The sequence below is a fragment of the Streptomyces sp. CNQ085 genome (assembly GCF_022614595.1).
Lineage (GTDB): Bacteria > Actinomycetota > Actinomycetes > Streptomycetales > Streptomycetaceae > Streptomyces.
Genome location: NZ_JAJFAU010000005.1, coordinates 11,473 through 29,459 on the forward strand (window position 1 = coordinate 11,473; position 17,987 = coordinate 29,459).

The following is a 17,987-nucleotide window of genomic DNA, read 5'->3' on the forward strand; positions in this document are numbered from 1 at the left end:
GGACGGTTTCGGCAGCCGCTCCGCGACGCTCTTCGAGCGCCCGGCGGACCTCCCCCCGGCTCAAGAGCCGGGCGGCGCGGAGAAGGGGAGCACCGCCACCGTCACGTTGTCGTGTCCGCCGCCGTCCAGCGCGTGCCCCACCAGGTGCCGGGCGGACCGCATCGGGTGGGTACGGGCGTCGGCCGGGACGGCCGCGGCCATCTCCCCGGCGGACTCGGCGTAGTTCCACAGCCCGTCCGTGCACACCACCACCACGCCCGGCCGGTCCGGGGTGAACGAGGCGGTGTGCGGGTCGATCTCGTAGGCGTCCGCGCCCAGCCATCCGGTGATGGCGTGTGCCCGGGCGTCCGCGTAGGCCTCGGCCTCCTCCATCAGGCCCGCCGCCACCATCTGGGCGGCCCAGGAGTCGTCCTCGGTGAGCCGGGCGGGTGTGGCGGAGCGGTCGTCGGGGACCCAGTAGGCGCGGCTGTCGCCGATCCAGCCGACGGTGAGGAGACCCGCGGCGACCACCGCGCCGACGATGGTGCAGGCCGGGGCGTTCTCCACCGGGTCGCGGGGCTCCGGTGCCAGGGCGTTGACGGCCTCGGCAGCCGCCACCAGGGCGTCGTGCACGGCCTGCCGGGGGTCGGCGCCGCGCGGCAGGGAACGCCGCAGGGAGGCGCACGCGGACTCGGCGGCGGCGGCCGAGGCCTCGTCCGGGCGGGTCGCCGACGACACCCCGTCGCAGACGACGGCGATCACGGCGGGAGAACCGTCCGGCAGCGGGACGGACGAGAGCGCGAAGGAGTCCTCGTTGCGGTGGTGGCGCAGCCCCCGGTCGCTGATCGCCGCCACCCCTTCCGACGACTCCTCCATGTGGTCGCGTTCGCGCGGCTGGGCATGGCCGCAGTGCTCGCAGCGGCCCTCGGCGTCGACGGTGCCCGTCGCGGGAGGCGGCAGGACGTAGTCCGACCCGTCCTGTGCGGTGTCCGGCACGGCCGGCGGGACCGCTGGGGGCGTCGGCGGTACGGGAGGCATGGGCGGCGCTGCCGGAGGCGGCGGGATCAGGAGAGGGGCGGAGGGCTGCGAGACGCCCGTCCCGGCCGCTGGACCGGCGCCGCACGCGCCGCGGTGGAGATCACCGTCCTCCAGCGGCTCCTGGCACCGGGGGCAGACGGAAGGGCGGTCGGGCTGCGGCATGATCACCGGGTTCCTTCGATGGTGTCCCGGCCTCCGGGCCGGGGGTGGGGGCGCCTCCCGCCGACGGGAGGGGGCTGAACTTCTGGGTGCGGGACGGGGAGCGGTGAACCGCCTTCAGCGCGATTCGCCGTCGGCTTCGGCGGCGCGCTCGGCCTCCAGGCGGTAGACGATCTCGGAGTTGAGGGATCTGCGGGCGGACCTGGCCTGGGCGACCAGCCATTCGTGGAGGTCGACGGGGAGGCGGAGCGTGATGCGTGTCGTCTCGTCCATGACTTCACAATAGGGTCCGTGTGGTGTTGTGGAGACGTCCTGGAGGCGGCACCGCGACACCACGAGGTGCCGGTGGGCGCATGGCATACCTCCTCCGCCACACCCCACCGGGTGTCCCGGTGGTCAAGCGTTCCCGGCACATCAGGTCCGAATCCGCCCCCCGCGGTCGCGCGGACCGGGTTTCGGCGGGCCGGAGGCGCCCGGCTCACCGGAGCTCCCCCTCTCCACGCGCGGGCCCGCCGGCCGCGGGTCCGGGCGGCGCCGGCACCTCCAGCGCCGCGTCCCGGTAGCGCAGCACCGCCTGCTCGGCCGCACGCAGATCGCACGGCGCGCTCCACAGCAACCGCCGGGCGGCGTCGTACCGCTCCGTCAGCATGGGGTCGTCGGCGGACCCGCGCCGCGCCACCCGCGCGCGGTAGGCGTCCAGCCGGCCGCGCAGCTCCGCCCGCACCGCCAGCGGCGCGGTCACGGCGGTCAGCGAGGCGCGGGCCCGCTCCAACTCCTCGTCCGCGCGCTCCTCCAGGCTCTCCAGCAGCGGTGACAGCCGGTGCCAGCGGGCGTGCCGCCGGTGTTCCGCGGCCAGCGCGAGCTGTTCGTACAGGGCGGTCGGCGGCCCGCTCACCGCGGGCACCTCGACCGCCGCGATCTTCGCCAGCACCTCGCCGCGCGCCGTCCTGGCCTCGGCCAGGGTGCGGTCGGCCCGCGACAGCACGTCGCGCAGTCGCATCAGCCGCTGCTCGGCGTCCTGCCGCACCTGGAGCACGGCGTCGATCTCACGCCGCACGTCCTCCAGGGTACGGGCCGCGCGGTCGTACCGTACGGTGTCGGGACGCCCGCCGCCGGGGGCCGAACTCCCGCCCGCCGACGCCCAGAAGGCCAGCGGATCGGCGACCACGCCGGCACGCAGCGCGGTCAGCTCCGCGGTGACCTGCTCCAGGTCGTCGCCCGCCGGATGCTCCCCGGGGCGCACGCCCACGGAGTGCGCCAGGGAGCGGATGCGCTTGAGTTCGGCGGAGAGCATGTCCATCCGCGCGGGCAGCGCGGACCACACGGAGTCGGCGGCGGCGACGGTGTCGAGGGCCCGGGCGTACCAGCCGTTCATCCGGGTCACCAACTCGGCCAGGCTGATCCGCTCGACGGAACCGGAACCGGAACCGTCGGCGGCGGGGACGGTGACCGCCGGGCCGCGCAGCCGCGCGGTCAGTTCGGCCAGCTCCTCCGGTCCGGGCCGGCGGCTCCCGCCGCGCAGTTCGCGCGCGGCCTCCAGCGCGGCGGTGAAGGCGTCGAAGTACGTCCACAGCAGCGAGACGGCCTCCTCCGTCCGCGCCCACCGCTCCTTGGAGATCCCGGTCAGTTCGGCGCCCTCCAGCAGCCTGCGCCCCGCGTGGTCCTGGAGCGCGTACAAGGAGGTCTCCACCGCCTGGTGCTCCGCTCCGAACCGCGCCAGGGCACGGTCCACCTCCTCGCGGGCCATCACCGGTCCGCCCGGTTCGCCAGCCCCGTCGTCCCCCATCGGTCACCTCGCCGCTCGTGTCGTCTTCGCGTCCTGTACGCGTCCGTGCCCGCGCCCGGCGTCCGCCCGGCCCCGGTGGGCCGGGGGGAGCGCCGGATCCGCTGCTCCCATCTTGTCGGCCGGACGCCGCTCGTGTACGGCCATCCGCGGACTGCCCCGCCCACACCGGCGGTACTCCTCCGGCGCGTTGTTGACGCGGACCACCCGATTCCCCGCCTCCGGGGCCCTCGGCCTCCGGCGGGCCGGGGACGCGCCCCCACGCGTTCAGGCCCCTTCCCCGCGGGGAGGGCACGCGTCTCAGGCGCCCGCGGTGCGGCCGGCGTAGTGGGCGCGCAGCCGGGCGCAGGGGACGGGCCCGGCCCCCAGCCGGTCCAGGGCCAGCAGACCGGCGCCGAGGACCGGGGGAGCGGTGACCAGATGAGCGGTTGCCAGCGGGGCGCGCTCGGCCAGCAGGGCGAGCAGGCGGTCGTGCAGGAGCGGGTGCCGGGCGGTCGCGACGCCGCCTCCCAGCACCACCGGCACCTCGGTCCCCAGCAGGTCCAGCCGCTCCAGCGCCACCGAGGCCATCACCGCGATCTCCTCGGCCTGCCGGTGCACCAGACAGCGGGCCACGGCGTCGCCCCGCGCGGCCACGGCGAAGAGGACGGGTACCAGCTCGTGCCTGCGCCCGCCCGGCAGACCGCCCAGGTGGAATGCCTCGATCAGCGCGTACATGCTGGGCAGCCCGAAGTGCGCGGGCAGCGCCCGGGCCAGCTCGGTGTCCTCGCCCCGGCCGTCCTCGGCGCGGGCGGCGTGCCACAGGGCCTCCTCCGCCAGCCCTCCTCCGCCGCCCCAGTCCCCGGACAGGCGGCCGACGGCGGGGAAGCGGTGGACGCGGCCGTCGGCGGTGACACCGGCGCAGTTGATCCCCGCACCGCACACGACGGCGACCCCGTTCCGGGGCGGCCCGTCGTCGGGCAGGCCCGCGCGCAGGATCGCGAAGGTGTCGTTGGCCACGCGGACGGTGCGGCCCCAGCCGACATCGTCGATCCGCTCCGCCAACTCCCGCTCCTCACGCGGCAGGTCGGCGTTGGCCAGGCAGGCAGACACATGCCCGGCCAGGGGGATGCCCGGCCGCGCGTCCGGCTCCGCCGTGTCCAGACCCGCGTCCAGACCCGCGTCCCGGGCCGCCCGGGCCACCGTCCGCGCCAGTGACGCGACGGCCGCCCCGGCCCCGGTCTCCGGCGGCCGGAAGCCGCCGCCGCGCGCCGAACCCAGCACCGTTCCGTCCGCCGAGACCAGCGCCACGTCGGTCTTGCTGTTGCCCGCGTCGACGGCCAGCGCCGCGGCGGGGGTCAGGCCCATGCCAGGTACTCCCGGTTGTGCGCGAGCAGACGGTCGGTCAGTTTCTCGGCGAGGGCGTACTGACCGATCAGGGGGTGGGCCAGCAGCGCGGCGAACACCCGGTCCCGGCCGCCGCGCAGGGCGGCGTCCAGGGCCAGGTGCTCGTACGCCGTCACCGCCGAGACCAGGCCGGTGCAGAGCGGGTCCAGGGGTGGTACGGGCAGCGGCTCCGCGCCCGCCGGGGAGACCGCGGCCGGGACCTCGACCACCGCGTCGTCGGGGAGGAAGGGCAGGGTGCCGTCGTTGCGGACGTTCACCACCCGCACACCCGCGCCCGCGCCGCTCCGACCGCCGCCCAGCAGGGACGCGGTCAGAGCGACGGCGGCCTCGGAGTAGTAGGCGCCGCCGCGCCCGGCCAGCAGCTCCGGCTTGGTGTCCAGCGCCGGATCGGCGTACATCCCCAGCAAATCGCGCTCCATCGCGGCGACCTCCGCCGCCCGCGGGGGGCGCTCGCGCATCTCGGCCACGACCTCGTCGTGCGTGTAGAAGTAGCGCAGGTAGTACGAGGGCACGGCGCCCAGCCGGTGCAGGAGGGGCTCGGGCAGCCGCAGGTCGGCGGCGATCGCCGCGCCGTGCCGGGCCAGCAGCCCGGGCAGTACGTCCCGCCCCTTCGGCCCGCCCAGGCGCACCCCCCGCTCCCAGGTGAGGTGGTTGAGCCCCACGTGGTCGAGGTGCACCTGGCCGGGCTCCACCTCCAGCAGGGCGGCGAATTTACGCTGGAGGCCGATCGCGACGTTGCACAGGCCCACCGCCCGGTGGCCCTCGTTCAACAGCGCGCGGGTGACGATGCCGACCGGGTTGGTGAAGTCGACGATCCACGCGCCGGGGTTGGCGCGGCGCACCCGCTCGGCGATGTCCAGGACGACGGGGACGGTGCGCAGAGCCTTGGCCAGTCCGCCCGCGCCCGTGGTCTCCTGCCCGACGCAGCCGCACTCCAGCGGCCATGTCTCGTCCCGCTCGCGGGCCGCCTGGCCGCCCACGCGGAGCTGGATCAGTACGGCGTCGGCGTCGGCGACGGCCGCGTCCAGGTCGCCGGTGGTGGTGACGGCGGCCGGGTGGCCGGCGCGGGCGAGCATGCGGCGGGCGAGCCCGCCCACCAGCTCCAGCCGGTCCCCGGCCGGGTCGGCCAGGGCCAGTTCGGTGACCGGCAGGATCTCCCGCAACCGGGCCAAGCCGTCGACGAGTTCGGGGGTGTAGGTGGACCCGCCGCCCACCACTGCGAGTTTCACGGGACTGCCTCCTGGGAGCTCGGGAGCGGAACGAACGTCCGGGCGCGGGTACGGGCGCGGGGTCTCAGCGGGAGATGTCGAACACCTCGTCGCGGGTGGCGGCCAGGGCGCTCTCCAGCGCCTGGAACCCGCCCCTGTTGGCGCTGGCCACCCGACGGACCAGCCCGGCGGCCTCCAGGCGGGTCAGGAGCTGTGAGGCGGTCGGCTTGGACAGTCCGGTCAGCCTGCCGACGCGGCCGCGCGAGAGCGAGCCGTGCGCGAGCAGCAGTTCGAGGGCGACGCGGTCGTTGATCGCGCGCAGTACTCGGGGCGTTCCCGGAGCGGTTCCGGCCATCGGCCCCTGCCCTCCGTGAACTGTAAGGAAGGTTTCCTGTCGTTTCGCAGGGACAGTAGGGCCCGCCCTCGGCCGGCGTCAACGGCCGCGGCGGAGGCGGCCCCGTGCGTCCGCCGCGTCCTACCGCCGTGGTCCGCCCGCGCCCCGCCCGAGATCCTTCGGCCCCTTCACGAGGGCCTTCGCCGGGTCTCTCAGGGCGTCCTTCGGCGGGTCAACCGCCTCCTTCGCCGCTCCCGTCGCGGGCCCCCTCTCCAGCCGGGCCCGGCCGGAGTCCCGCGCGTGGGCCGGCGCCCCCAGCTCCTCCTCCAGCCTCCGCAGCGCCGCCAGCGACTCCTCGTCCACCATCCGGATGCCCAGCGCGTCCAGCGCCCGCTTGACCCGCCGGCGCAGTTCGCGCTCCACCGGCAGCGCCTTGCCCGGCATCGTCTTGGCCGAGACGCGGACGGTCATGCTGTCCAGCGTCACCGAGTTCAGGCCCAGCACCTCCACCGGCGCCCACAGGACCTCGTCCCACGGCGCGGAGGTCGACATCCCCTCACCGGCCGCGGCGATCGCCGAGCAGACCTCCTCCAGGTCCTCGTCGGAGCGGACCTCCACGTCCAGGGCGGCCGTCGCCCAGCCCTGGCTGAGGTTGCCGACCCGCTTGATCTCGCCGTTGCGCACGTACCAGATCTCGCCGTCGTCGCCGCGCAGCTTGGTCACCCGCAGCCCGATCTCCAGGACGGTGCCGGTGGCCTCGCCCGCGTCTATGCGGTCGCCGACCCCGTACTGGTCCTCCAGCAGCACGAACATCCCGGTCAGCACGTCCGTGACCAGGTTGCGGGCGCCGAAGCCGATCGCCACGCCCGCCACACCGGCACTGGCCAGCAGCGGGGCCAGGTCGATACCGAGGGTGGACAGCACGATCAGCAGCGCCGTCCCCATGATCACGAAGGTGGTGACGCTGCGCAGCACCGAGCCGATGGCCTCCGTACGCTGGCGCCGCCGCTCGGCGTTGACCAGCAGGCCGCGCAGGGCGTTGCCGCTGGCCTCGGCCTCGGCGTTGCGGTTCATCCGGGCGATCAGCCGGGTGATGGCCCGTCTGACCACCGAGCGCAGCACGACGGCGATCGCCAGGATCAGCGCGATGCGCAGCCCGACGGCGAGCCAGGTCCCCCAGTTCTCCTCTATCCAGCCCGCGGTGTCGGTGGCGGTCCTGTGCGCCTCGTCCATGGAATCCACTCACAACACACTAACGGGGGACACCTCGCTGGACGGGCCGCGTCACCCGGGGTAGTGGCGGCACCAGGCGGGGGAGGAACAGCGTGTGGTCGAAAACACGCTCAGCGCGTTACGCGATCGTGGTGGCGCCGCCACCGGGGCGCGGGACACACTGGGGGAGATCGTCCCGGCGCGAGCCACGCGCCGCCGACGTACAAGGAGGCACCGTGCCGCACGTCCTGGTCCTCAACGCGTCGTACGAGCCGCTCGGCGTCGTACCGCTCCGCCGCGCGCTCATACTCGTCCTCAACGGCAAGGCGATCAGCCTGGAGGACTCCGGCGCCCTCATGCACAGCGCGACCCAGGCCATACCCGCCCCCAGCGTCGTTCGTCTCAAACGCTTCGTGCGCGTGCCCTTCCGGGGCACGGTGCCGCTCACCCGCCGCGCCCTGTTCGCCCGCGACGGCGGCCGGTGCGCGTACTGCGGTGGCGTCGCGACCAGCGTCGACCACGTCGTGCCGCGCAGCCGCGGCGGGCAGCACTCCTGGGAGAACGTCGTGGCGGCCTGCCGCCGCTGCAACCACGTCAAGGCCGACCGCCACGTGGCGGAGCTGGGCTGGCGACTGCGCCACCAGCCCGCCCCGCCCAGCGGCCTGGCCTGGCGGATCATCGGAACGGGGCACCGGGACCCGCGCTGGCTGCCGTATCTGCGGCCCTACGGCGCGGACGACGCCCTGGCCCGGATCGAAGGCAGAACGACGACACCCGCCTGAGGTCCGGGCCCTCCCGTACGGGACCGGCGGCGGGGCCGGTGACGGCCCCGTGTCCGGCGCGCCCGGGACCCTACTCCCGCTCCCGCCGCTCCCCGGTCCCCTCCCTCGCCTTCTCCTCGTCCCGCTCGGGCTCTTGCACGGCGTAGGCCTCCAGCGACCACAGCGAGACGCCGAAGCGGGTCGCCCGCTCATCGGCCACGATCCGCACGTAGCGGGTGCCGGCGGGCGCGTCCATCCGCACCGTCTCCCGGCCGCCCCGCCCGTCGCGGACGGTCGCGGCCGTGCTCCAGGCCCTGCCGTCGGCGCCGTCGGCGGAGACCTGCACGCGGTAGAGGGAGGCGTACGCGTCCTGCCAGTGCAGCCGCACCTCGCCGATCCGGGCCGGGCGGTCCAGCTCCACCCGCAGCCACTGGCCGTCCTCGGCGGGGGAGGACCAGCGGGTCCCCGGATCGCCGTCGGTCGCCGCCGAGGCGGGGAAGTCCCCGGTCTCGTCGGCCGAGGAGCCGGCCTTCGCGCCCCGGGCCAGATCCGGCCCGCCGGTGGGCGGATAGGCGCGCACCGCCAGCGTCCTCCGCAGGCTCTCGCCCTCGGCGGTGAGGGTGACCGGGATCCGGTACGTGCCCGGCCGTACGTCCTCCCCGGCGCTGATCTCGATCTCTGGAGCCGCCGGCACGCCGCGCCGGAGCGTGACCCGCCGCGGGGCCCGCACCGTGAAGCCCTCCGGCGCCCGCACGGTCAGCCGGCCGAGCACGTCGGTGGGCCGGTGGCCGGTCAGCCGGGCCCCGACGGCGGCCGGCTCGCCGCCGATGACGGCGTTGGCCTCCTCGCGGGAGAGTTCCAGCCCGGCGCCGGGCGAGTCCGAGTACCAGGGCGTCAGCTCGTGGATCACCGGAGGCATCGAACCGTCCTGCCAGACCAGCCGTACGGCGTCCGCCCGCAGACCGCCAGTGTCCACCTCCGTCCAGCCCTCCCCGGAGAGGGCGCCCAGCCGCCTCCAGCCCTCGCCCGGCACACGCGCCTCGACGGCGGCGCGGGTGCCCGCGCCCGGCTCGGACTGGACGGTGACGGCCGCCAGGGAACGCGCCCGGGGCAGCCGCAGCACCAGCTCGTCACCGCCGCCGTCCCCCTCGTCACCGGCGGTTCCGGGCCCGGGTTCCTCGGCGGCGCGGAAGGCCGTGGCCGGGTCGCCGTCGGCGGCGTGCTCCGGCGGGGAGCCCGGCAACGGCTCGGGGCCGCCCCGCACCCGCTCGCCGGAACGTTCGGACCACTGCGCCCCGCCACCCGCGCCGGACCAGTCGTCGGCGGCCTTCAGGGCCCTGTCGACGAAGGCGGGCAGCACGTCCTCGCCGACCGTCACCCCGCTCTCGCGGGCCTCCGCGCGCAGCCGCTGGAGCTCCAGCCGGGCCTTCCACGCCCCGGCGCCGTCCCCGCCCGCGCGGGCCTTCCAGAAGGCGTCGAGCAGTGGGGCGAGGTAGGCCGACTCCTTCTCGTCGAGCACCGAAGAGGAGTTGTTGGCGGCCAGGACGTGCAGCGCCCGGCGGGCCCGTTCCCCGGAGCGCTCGGTCCCCGTCTCCCCGCCGCCCGTCGCCGCCAGGTCCTCGACGGCCGCCCGCCAGGACTCCCGCGGCCGGTAGCCGCGCGGGTTCCAGGCGTAGTCGGCGACGGTGAACAGCGGCAGGCGGGAGGCCGTCGCCTGCTCCATGGCGTTGGCCAGCAGCGCCGCCGAGCGGTTGGCGACGGCCGGTTCCCGGCCGGTGTAGGGGCCGAGGAAGACGCGGTCGCCGGCGTAGTCGTTGACCGGGTAGTTGTCCATGGTGACCAGCGGGCGGCGGAAGACGGTGTGGGCCCGGGCCAGCTCGCCGCCGGTAATGGTGGCGGGCACGACCCCCACCCCCGTCCAGGCCACCTCCACGTCCGCGTCCAGCTCTTCGGCGAGCGTGTCGCGGTACTCGGTCGGGCCGTCCTGGTAGAACTCCGTCGGCAGCACCGACAGCGGAACCGCGTCGCGCCCGAAGCCGTACCGCTCCGCCAGGTGCGCCGCCACCTCGTTGGCGATCTCCGCTTGGGCGGTGGCCGCGGCCTCGGGGCCCGTGCCGTAGCGCTCGGCGTCCGCGTCGCAGTGCCACTCGGTGTAGCTGGCGTCCTCGAAGCGGAGCTGGAACGCCCGCACACCCAAGGCCGCCATGGCGTCGATCTTGCGCAGCAGGGCCTTGCGGTCGTCCCCGGAGGCCAGGCACATCGACTGTCCCGGCGAGACGGCCCAGCCGAGCACCACGTGGTTGCGCAGCGCCCGTTCGGCGGCCCGGTCGCCGGCGTGCACCACCAGTCCGTCGGCGCGCGTCTCCTCTCCGGGGCGTACGGTGCGCACCTCGCGCGCCCCGGCCGCGCGCAGGACGTCGCGGACGGCCGCGACCAGTGCCGTCGCACCGGTCCGGCGGGCGGCGCGGCCATGCGTCGCGTGGTTCACGTGTTCCTCAGGCCCCTCTCGACCCGTTCCCCGACCCGTCTTCCGGCCCTCCGGCCGGGCACCGGACCCGCCGGTAGGTAACGAGCCCATCACCGCCGTGGTGAAGGTGTCAACGACAGGGGCCGAAGTGCCCGGTTCGTCGAACGGTGCGGCCGGGGCCGGACGGGACGGGCCGCACCCCTCCCGGGCGGCCGGCCCGGGAAGAGGCGGTAAACCTTGGCCGGGATGCCCGCTTTGCTCGAATGTCCTACGCTGGCAGGCGCATCACGCCGTGAAATCATCGGTGGCGAGCATGTGAGCCATATCACGTTTGTTTCGCCGAAAGTGTCTGGGCTCCGCCTCAGTGGGTAGGGCCCCCATGTCCGACCGACAGCAACGAACGGAGGCCCCCGTGGCCGCGTCCGCTGAACTCCTCACCCCCCTTCCCCTGTTTCCCAAACAGGGGCAGGAGCCGATCGACCTGTCCGGAGTCTCCGACCCCGACTCCGGCCTGGACGGCTCCTGCTCCTGGGAGTACGCCGAGACGCCACTGACCAGCGAGCCCCCACTCGCCGACGCCGCCCCGCTCACCAGTGAGCCGCCGCTGGCCGCCGAGCTGCCGCTGACCAGCGAACCGGCCGGGGTGGGATACGGAACGGATTCCGCGGAGGTCTGAGTCCCGGCGAGTCCAGGGGGAGAGCGGAGGAAGTTCCCATGAGCCGACTGGCGCGACTGGCCGCGGCACACGGAGTCTGCACCTCCTACGACCCGGCCCCGGGACGTACGGTCCGGGTGCCCGACGACACGATCGTCGAAGTGCTCGCCGCACTGGGAGTCGACGCTTCCACCCCGGACGCCGTACGCGACGCCCTGGCCCGCCACACGCGCGAGGAGGCGGCCCGGCTGCTGCCCCCCACCGTCGTCGTACGCGCGGCCTCCCGCGAGGACGCCTCCCCGCCCACCGTCCGCGGCGGCGTCCCCCCGCTTCCCGACGGCACCGCGCTGAGGGTCGAGACGGAGGACGGCCGCACCCTGGACTGGGGGGCGGACCCGGACGCCGACGGCGAACGGCTCCCCCTGGGCTGCCACACCCTCCACGCCGAGGCCCCCGGCGGCCGCACCGCGCAGGCCGCCCTGATCGTCGCCCCGGACCGCTTCCCGGCCGTCCAGGGCCGCTCCTTCGGCCTGCTCGTCCAGCTCTACTCGCTGCTGTCCTCACGCTCGTGGGGCATGGGCGACCTGGCCGACCTCGCCGACCTCGCCGCCTGGTCCGGGCGTGCGACCGGAGCCGACTTCATCCAGCTCAACCCCCTGCACTCGGCCGTGCCCGCCGCCGAGGGCGAGAGGGTGGACCCCTCCCCCTACCGCCCCTCCTCGCGGCGCTTCGCCGACCCGGTGCACCTGCGGATCGAGGAGATCCCCGAGTACGCCTACCTGCGCGGCGGGGCCCGCGCCAAGGCGGACGACCTGCTGGCACAGGCGGCCGGACTGCGCGAGGCCACCCTCGCCAAGGACGGGATGATCGACCGCGACGCGGTGTGGTCGCTCAAGCGCCGCGCCCTGGCGCTGGTGCGCACCGCCCCCCTCGGCCCCGGCCGCCACGTCGCGTACTGCGACTTCCTCGCCGAACAGGGCCAGGCCCTGGAGGACCACGCCGTCTGGTGCGCCCTCGCCGAGATCCACGGACCCGACTGGCGCTCCTGGCCCGCCGGCCTGGACGACCCCCGTTCGGCCGCCACCGCCCGCGCCCGCGGCGAACTGCTGGACCGGGTGGACTTCCACACCTGGCTGGCCTGGCTCACCGACGCCCAGCTCGCCCGCGCCCAGCGCACCGCCCGCGACGCGGGCATGTCCATCGGCCTGGTGCACGACATGGCGCTCGGCGTTCACCCCTCCGGAGCCGAGGCCTGGGCGCTCAAGGACTTCCTGGCCACCGGTATGTCCATCGGCGCGCCGCCGGACGCCTTCAGCCCCCGCGGCCAGGACTGGGGCCTGCCGCCCTGGAACCCGGGCGCGCTGGCCGCGTCCGGCTACGCCCCCTACCGCACGCTGCTGCGCGGGCTGCTGCGGCACACCGGCGGCCTGCGCATCGACCACGTGATGGGCCTGTTCCGGCTGTGGTGGGTCCCCGAGGGCCGCCCGCCCACGGAGGGCGCCTACGTGCGCTACGACGCCGAGGCCATGCTCGGAGTGCTCGCCCTGGAGGCGTACCGCGCCGGGTCGGTCGTCGTCGGCGAGGACCTGGGCACCGTCGAGCCGGGCGTGCGCGGGGAACTGGCCGGGCACGGCGTGCTGGGCACCTCCGTGCTGTGGTTCGAGCGCGACTACGACCACATCCGCACCCCCGACCACGAGGTCCCCCAGCCGCTGGAGCCGCGGGACTGGCGTGCCGACTGCCTGGCCACCGCCACCACCCACGACCTGCCCAGCACCGCCGCCCGCCTCAGCGGCGACCACGTCGCGCTGCGCGACGGCCTCGGCCTGCTGTCCGGCCCGCTCGCCGAGGAGCAGGCCCGGGATGCCATGGAGACCGCCGAGTGGATCTCCCACCTGACCCGTCTGGACCTGCTGCCGGAAGGGCCGGGCGAGGAGGAGAGCGAGATCAGGGGCCTGTACCGCTTCCTGGCCCGCACCCCCGCGAGGATGGTCGGGGTCTGGCTGCCCGACGGCGTCGGCGACCGGCGCCCGCAGAACGTGCCGGGGACCTGGGACCAGTACCCCAACTGGCGGCTGCCCATCGCCGACGGTGACGGCAGGCCCGTCACCCTGGAGGAACTGGTCACCTCACCCCGGATGCGCGACCTGCTGGAGACGGTGTACGAGGGGCTGCACGGGCCGCGCGAGCGCCGTATACCGGCTCCCGGGCAGCACGGAGGGCGGTACTCGGGGCGGTACGGGGAGAGCCACGCCGAGCCCGAAGACCACCCTGGGCGCGTGACCTCGGGAGAGGTTCGCTAGCGTTGACCGTGTGGACAACAAGGTCAAGGTCAACGAGAACGTCAGGAGCGCCGGCACCGCCGTGCGCGCCGGATTCGTCACCGCCCTCACCGCGCTGACGCTGCTGGTCGCCTCCCCCTCCGCCCTCGCCCTCTACCGCGACGACGGCGACGACCCGGGCACCGGCCTGAGCGTGGTCGAGACCCTCGGCCTGTACGTCGTGGCGCCCATCGCCCTGTTCGCGATCATCGCCGCGCTGGTGATGGTCGGCGACAAGTCCGCCCGCAAGAGCGGTCAGGTCGCCGGCCGCCAGGAGCCCAACCAGGGCTGACCCGCGGTCGCCCCGGACCCTGCCTCCGGCCGGCCCTGCCCGCAAGAGCGGACGGCCGGTGGCCGGTGACACTTTCGGACCCGGCCGGACCACTGGAAGCCGCCGCCGCAGCCGCACGGATCCCGGACGGTCAGGGCCCCGGCGGCGGCCGGCACGTGGGCACGCGCGGTGGGGATCGTCACGCGGACCCGCTCGTAGACGCGCCCCTCCTCGTCCACCATCGCGCCATCGCCGTCCAACCCGGGAAGGCCGCTGGCCGTCCCACCACTCTGCCGGTGACCGGGTTGACCGCGGGCTGTCAGAGCACTCTGTCCTTGACCGCTGTCACGAAGGCGGACCAGCCGGCGTTCGGGAAGACCAGTGCGGGCCTTTCGGGGGCTTTGCTGTCGCGGACGGGTATGACGCCGGGGAAGCCGTCGGCGACCGCGACGCAGCTCCCGCCGGTGCCGTCGCTGTAGGACGACTTGCGCCAGACAGCGGTGTTCAGGTCGTATGCGGTGCGCATGATGTCGTGTACTCCTCGGCCACCGATTCGATCAGGTCCAGGGACGCCATAGGAGGCAGCGAAGCGGCCCTGACGAGATCGTATGACTTCTGGGATCGCTCCACCATGACCGGTTCGTCGATGAGCTGGCCGGTGCCAGCGCTCTCTGTGTAGACGACAGGCGGTGCGTCGCGGAAGGTCATCAGGGACGCCATGCCGTTCAAGAGTGCGTGCGCCGCAGCGGTGAACGGAAGAACCTGCACCATGATCCGGTGGGAGTGCGCCAGTTGAGCGATATGGATGAGCTGTTCATGCATGACTGTCGGTCCTCCCATCGGGACCCGGAGCACTGTCTCGTGGAAGACCGCCCACAACTGTGGCGCAGTTGACTGGTTGAGAAGGTACTGCCGATCCATGCGAGCCCGAACCAGCTTCTCCACCTCCTCCTCCGAAGCGAGGGGGAGTGCCGCGCGAGTGATGGCCCGTGTGTAGGTCTCAACCTGCAACAGGCCCGGCACCAGCATGGGCGCGTACTCGCTGATGGTCGTCGCCATCTGCTCCAGCTCCGCCGCGTCGGCGAAGTAGTCCGGGTACTTGTTCTCCCGGGCCAGTCGGCACAGGCGTTGCAGGTGTTCGCCGGTGCCGAGGATCTCGTCGAACAGTTTCGACGTGTCCTGCTGCGGGCGGCGCACGGCCGTCTCGAACTGGCCGACGTACGTGCCCGAGCAGAAGGCGCGCTCGCCGAGCTGGGACTGCGTCAGCCCGGCCGCCTCGCGCAGACGGCGCAGTTCCGCGCCGTAGAAGGTCTTGGGCGAGGCGTACGGGTCGAGTTGCCTGGGCTCGGTCATGGCGGGCTCCCCCTGTCACGGAATGGGCGTGCGGGCTTGAAATTCCGTTCCACGCAAGCACACGGAGTGACTGGAACGGTGTGTTCGGCGAATGATTCCCCCGAAGGTGTTCACCGGCCCTACGGCCTTGCCCGACAGGGGAAGCGCGGGCCGGAACCGCCCGGAGCCGCCCGAGGTCAGCGGCGCCGGCGACGGCCGGAGCCGGGGCCGCCGCGTAGCGAGGAGAGGACCAGGCGGCCGTAGCGGGTGGTGAGCGCGGCGGCCGTCACCACCACCGACAGCCCCAGCGCGGCCAGCAGGTGCGCGGGGGAGTCGTCGCCGAGGACCTGGAGGATGCCCAGTGCGGTGCCCAGCGGCAGGCCGAGGATGGTCAGCACGCCGAGCGCGCCGCTGATCTGCTGGCTCTCCTGGGTCTGGACGAGCCGGCTGTAGTCGGCGGCCTCGGCCAGGATCTCGGTGAAGCGATCCGGTAGCCGGTGCTGGTTCTGGAAGGCGAGCAGCAGGCTGTTGGCGGGGCCGTGGGCGGTGAGGTGCTGGCGCCAGTAGGTGCTGCGGAAGCGCGCGATGTTCCGTTCCAGGGCGGCGACACGGGCGGCCAGGCGGGAGCCGTCGTCGAAGACGGCGGAGAGCTCGTCGGTCAGCTCGTCGATGTGGTCGCGCTGGAGGGAGCCGAGCAGCAGGGCGTCGAGGTAGACGGTGCGGGCGTGCAGGGCGGCGAAAGTGTAGAAGTCGTCTCCGCCGGGGTCGGTCCGGTGGCCGAGGAAGGCGGTGCCGTGGCGCAGGACCAGGGCGCTCCAGTCGGCGGAGATCCGTACCGCCCGGCTCAGTTCCTCGGCGGCGGTCTCGGGGGCTAGGGGGTAGTCGGCGGGGACGGACCGCGAGGCGAGCTGCCACAGCCAGCGGTCGGCACCGGGCGGCACGGGTGTCTGCGGAGTGGGACGCAGGGCCGGGGCGTGACCGGGGCCGGGCGTGAGGAAGGCGACGGTGTAGGGGCGGGTGATGGCGAACGTGCCGGTGGCGTCGCGGACTTCGGCTGTCTCCCCGAGCAGGCGACCGGGGGCGAGAGGACCAGTGAGGGGGTCGGGGCCGGCCGGGTGGCGGTGGCCGATGGCCCGCAGCACCGGCAGCAGGGGCCGGGAGACGGTGAAGTGCAGGACGGCCAGGGCGCGGGCGGGCTCGCGCACGGTGGCGGCGCGCAGCAGCTCCAGGCCCTCCAGACGCAGCCCCTCGTGCTCGGCCGCCGCCGGCCGATGCCAGCGGCAGGGGCGGTCCGGGGTGCCGTACAGAACCCGGGCCGAGGCCGGGGCGAAGTACGTGGCGCGGGTCGCGGCATCGGTGCGCCGCTCGCCCAGCTCGAAGGGGAACGGCCCCTCGGCCCACTCCGGGCCGCCCGGTTCGCGCGGCAGCCGCACCGGCAGCACCACGGCCAGCACCTGCCGCACGCCGGTGACGGTCTCCAGGAGCGGCCCGGCGGTCACCGGTAGAACTCGGCGGACAGCACCGGGGCGAGATCGGCGAACAGCCGGCGCAGCATGGCCGCGGACGGCTCCACGCAGAGCAGTGGGTACGTGAGCCCGACGGAGCGGGCGATCTCACGGGCGAACAACCCCGTACCGGAGCCGATGTCGGCCACCCGGTCGGCGGGAGACAGGCTCAGTGCTTCGGCGATGCGGGCGGACATCCAGGGGATGTAGTCCGGGCCGTACACCCAGTGCTCGTCGAACTCGGCGGCGAGGCCCTCGTAGTGCCCCAACACCTCACGCCGGTCCACAGTTCGCCTCCGCTCGCCGCCGCGCCGCTTCTGCGGCCCCTCGTCAGGCTACCGGCCTTCCGGGGCGCTGCAAGATCGCGTTTTGGTCAGGAGGGTGTGGCCGGGGGCCTCCCCGCGTTACCCGGGACGCCGGTGGCGCGTATGTGAAACGCGTGCGTGGTCGCCTGCGGGTTCGTGACGCACCGGAGGCGGCGGGGGCGTCCGAGGGAGCGCGGGGCCGGGACGGGCGGACCGGTCGCCGATGGTCGGACGAGCGCCGAGTTGTCCGGCGGTTCGCCGCGTCCAACCTCTTGACCAAGAACGATCCGTCATTAAGGTCTAGACCTGAACGCGTGAGGTCTAGACCTTAACCCAGGCCCTGCCCTCGCCCTCGCGGCGTTGTCCGCGTGAGGGCGAGGTGCGTGGGCGTGGATACCCCGGGGCATCCGGTGCGTCCGTACACCCGCGCCATCCGGCGGGGCGGCGCGACCGGCGCGGCGTAAGAGCCGTATCCCACCCGGTCGCGCCGCGCTTCCGGGTGGCGGCCTCGACTACACCGAAGAAAGTGAAATGACATGAACACGAAGAAGCGAGTGGTCCTTGCGCTCGGCGCGATGGCCGCCCCCCTGCTCGCCGTCAGCCTTCCGGCGGGCACGGCCAACGCCCACGGCTGGGTCACCGACCCCGGCAGCCGCCAGGACCAGTGCGCAGCGGGCGTCGTCGACTGCGGTCAGATCTCGTACGAGCCGCAGAGCGTGGAGGGGCCGAAGGGGCTCAAGAGCTGCAGTGGCGGCAACGAGCAGTTCGCCGAGCTCGACGACGACAGCAAGGCCTGGCGGGTCACGCCGGTCGGCTCCTCGCACACCTTCACCTGGAGCCTGACGGCGCGCCACTCCACCGACACCTGGCAGTACTTCATCGGCGACCGGAAGATCGCCGAGTTCGACGGCAAGGGTGTGCAGCCGCCCTCGCAGGTCAGCCACCAGGTGAACTTCGACGGCCTCACCGGCCGCCAGAAGGTGCTCGCCGTGTGGAACGTGGCGGACACCGCCAACGCCTTCTACGCCTGCATCGACGTCAACATCGGCGGCACGGGCGGCGGTGACGGCGGTGGCGACGGCGAGCCGGGCGCCTGCGCCTCGCCGGCCTGGGGCACCGGGAACGTCTACACCGGCGGCGACACCGTCACCCACGACGGGCACACCTGGCGCGCCAAGTGGTGGACGCGGGGCGAGGAGCCCGGCGCCACCGGCGAGTGGGGCGTCTGGGAGGACCTCGGAGCCTGCGCGGCCGCGTGATCCGGTGACCGC

16 protein-coding genes and 1 pseudogene are annotated in these 17,987 nt (G+C 74.4%); 5 read left to right on the top strand and 12 right to left on the bottom strand.

Features of this window, described 5'->3' with window-relative positions; genetic code table 11:
- Nucleotides 1–60: 60 nt before the first annotated feature.
- The 7 genes and pseudogenes from LJ221_RS02015 to LJ221_RS02045 all read right to left on the bottom strand — a co-directional run bounded on the left by LJ221_RS02015 (nt 61) and on the right by LJ221_RS02045 (nt 7,120).
- Nucleotides 61–975 (bottom strand): PP2C family serine/threonine-protein phosphatase, encoded by a 915-nt coding sequence (locus LJ221_RS02015; RefSeq protein WP_374228351.1) that lies wholly within the window; start codon nt 973–975, stop codon nt 61–63.
- Nucleotides 976–1,293: 318 nt separating this feature from the next.
- Complete coding sequence (locus LJ221_RS02020; RefSeq protein ID WP_241713181.1) at nt 1,294–1,449, bottom strand: Arc family DNA-binding protein; 156 nt, start codon at nt 1,447–1,449, stop codon at nt 1,294–1,296.
- A gap of 205 nt (nt 1,450–1,654) precedes the next feature.
- On the bottom strand, nt 1,655–2,962 hold the full coding sequence (locus tag LJ221_RS02025) for a hypothetical protein (RefSeq protein ID WP_241713183.1): 1,308 nt from the start codon (nt 2,960–2,962) through the stop codon (nt 1,655–1,657).
- Nucleotides 2,963–3,259: 297 nt separating this feature from the next.
- Entirely contained in the window at nt 3,260–4,306 is a 1,047-nt protein-coding gene (locus LJ221_RS02030) for an N-acetylglucosamine kinase (protein ID WP_241713184.1), read from the bottom strand.
- Nucleotides 4,297–5,574: a 6-phospho-beta-glucosidase gene (locus LJ221_RS02035; protein ID WP_241713186.1), complete on the bottom strand. Its 1,278-nt coding sequence runs from the start codon at nt 5,572–5,574 to the stop codon at nt 4,297–4,299. Before LJ221_RS02035 ends, LJ221_RS02030 begins: the two co-directional genes overlap by 10 nt.
- Before the next feature lie 142 nt (nt 5,575–5,716).
- Nucleotides 5,717–5,908, bottom strand: a pseudogene (locus LJ221_RS02040) (MarR family transcriptional regulator); the annotation flags it as partial.
- A 120-nt stretch (nt 5,909–6,028) separates the two neighbouring features.
- On the bottom strand, nt 6,029–7,120 hold the full coding sequence (locus LJ221_RS02045) for a mechanosensitive ion channel family protein (RefSeq protein WP_241713258.1): 1,092 nt from the start codon (nt 7,118–7,120) through the stop codon (nt 6,029–6,031).
- 215 nt (nt 7,121–7,335) lie between these two features.
- Between LJ221_RS02045 and LJ221_RS02050 the strand changes: the two genes are divergently transcribed.
- Nucleotides 7,336–7,881 (top strand): HNH endonuclease, encoded by a 546-nt coding sequence (locus LJ221_RS02050; RefSeq protein ID WP_093849161.1) that lies wholly within the window; start codon nt 7,336–7,338, stop codon nt 7,879–7,881.
- Nucleotides 7,882–7,951: 70 nt separating this feature from the next.
- Here LJ221_RS02050 and LJ221_RS02055 read toward each other — a convergent pair whose 3' ends face one another.
- Nucleotides 7,952–10,348 carry a beta-N-acetylglucosaminidase domain-containing protein gene (locus LJ221_RS02055; protein WP_241713188.1) on the bottom strand — a complete coding sequence of 799 codons (2,397 nt, stop codon included), beginning with the start codon at nt 10,346–10,348 and terminating at the stop codon, nt 7,952–7,954.
- A gap of 391 nt (nt 10,349–10,739) precedes the next feature.
- Between LJ221_RS02055 and LJ221_RS02060 the strand changes: the two genes are divergently transcribed.
- The 3 genes from LJ221_RS02060 to LJ221_RS02070 are packed head-to-tail and all read left to right on the top strand — an operon-like array spanning nt 10,740 to nt 13,595.
- Nucleotides 10,740–11,003: a hypothetical protein gene (locus LJ221_RS02060; RefSeq protein WP_241713190.1), complete on the top strand. Its 264-nt coding sequence runs from the start codon at nt 10,740–10,742 to the stop codon at nt 11,001–11,003.
- 38 nt (nt 11,004–11,041) lie between these two features.
- A complete protein-coding gene (gene malQ, locus LJ221_RS02065; RefSeq protein WP_241713192.1) occupies nt 11,042–13,285 on the top strand; it encodes a 4-alpha-glucanotransferase in 2,244 nt (747 codons plus the stop codon).
- Nucleotides 13,286–13,295: 10 nt separating this feature from the next.
- The gene (locus LJ221_RS02070; protein WP_241713194.1) at nt 13,296–13,595 is read left to right on the top strand and encodes a hypothetical protein; all 300 of its coding nucleotides are present in this window, start codon (nt 13,296–13,298) and stop codon (nt 13,593–13,595) included.
- Nucleotides 13,596–13,893: 298 nt separating this feature from the next.
- Here LJ221_RS02070 and LJ221_RS02075 read toward each other — a convergent pair whose 3' ends face one another.
- From LJ221_RS02075 to LJ221_RS02090, 4 genes are all read right to left on the bottom strand, one after another.
- On the bottom strand, nt 13,894–14,100 hold the full coding sequence (locus LJ221_RS02075) for a DUF397 domain-containing protein (RefSeq protein ID WP_241713196.1): 207 nt from the start codon (nt 14,098–14,100) through the stop codon (nt 13,894–13,896).
- Nucleotides 14,079–14,927, bottom strand: a complete 849-nt coding sequence (locus tag LJ221_RS02080; protein WP_241713198.1) for a helix-turn-helix transcriptional regulator — start codon at nt 14,925–14,927, stop codon at nt 14,079–14,081. The genes LJ221_RS02075 and LJ221_RS02080 overlap by 22 nt, the downstream gene beginning before the upstream one ends.
- Before the next feature lie 176 nt (nt 14,928–15,103).
- A complete protein-coding gene (locus LJ221_RS02085) occupies nt 15,104–16,405 on the bottom strand; it encodes a hypothetical protein (protein WP_241713201.1) in 1,302 nt (433 codons plus the stop codon).
- A complete protein-coding gene (locus LJ221_RS02090; RefSeq protein ID WP_241713203.1) occupies nt 16,402–16,698 on the bottom strand; it encodes a hypothetical protein in 297 nt (98 codons plus the stop codon). The genes LJ221_RS02085 and LJ221_RS02090 overlap by 4 nt, the downstream gene beginning before the upstream one ends.
- Nucleotides 16,699–17,252: 554 nt before the next feature.
- Between LJ221_RS02090 and LJ221_RS02095 the strand changes: the two genes are divergently transcribed.
- Complete coding sequence (locus LJ221_RS02095; RefSeq protein WP_241713205.1) at nt 17,253–17,975, top strand: lytic polysaccharide monooxygenase; 723 nt, start codon at nt 17,253–17,255, stop codon at nt 17,973–17,975.
- Nucleotides 17,976–17,987 lie beyond the last annotated feature (12 nt).

Coding starts and splice junctions, on each gene's coding strand:
- LJ221_RS02030 (WP_241713184.1), bottom strand. CDS start 4,306: ATGGGCCTGACCCCCGCCGCGGCGCTGGCCGTCGACGCGGGCAACAGC.
- LJ221_RS02075 (WP_241713196.1), bottom strand. CDS start 14,100: ATGCGCACCGCATACGACCTGAACACCGCTGTCTGGCGCAAGTCGTCC.
- LJ221_RS02095 (WP_241713205.1), top strand. CDS start 17,253: ATGAACACGAAGAAGCGAGTGGTCCTTGCGCTCGGCGCGATGGCCGCC.
- LJ221_RS02020 (WP_241713181.1), bottom strand. CDS start 1,449: ATGGACGAGACGACACGCATCACGCTCCGCCTCCCCGTCGACCTCCAC.
- malQ (WP_241713192.1), top strand. CDS start 11,042: ATGAGCCGACTGGCGCGACTGGCCGCGGCACACGGAGTCTGCACCTCC.
- LJ221_RS02045 (WP_241713258.1), bottom strand. CDS start 7,120: ATGGACGAGGCGCACAGGACCGCCACCGACACCGCGGGCTGGATAGAG.
- LJ221_RS02080 (WP_241713198.1), bottom strand. CDS start 14,927: ATGACCGAGCCCAGGCAACTCGACCCGTACGCCTCGCCCAAGACCTTC.
- LJ221_RS02025 (WP_241713183.1), bottom strand. CDS start 2,962: ATGGGGGACGACGGGGCTGGCGAACCGGGCGGACCGGTGATGGCCCGC.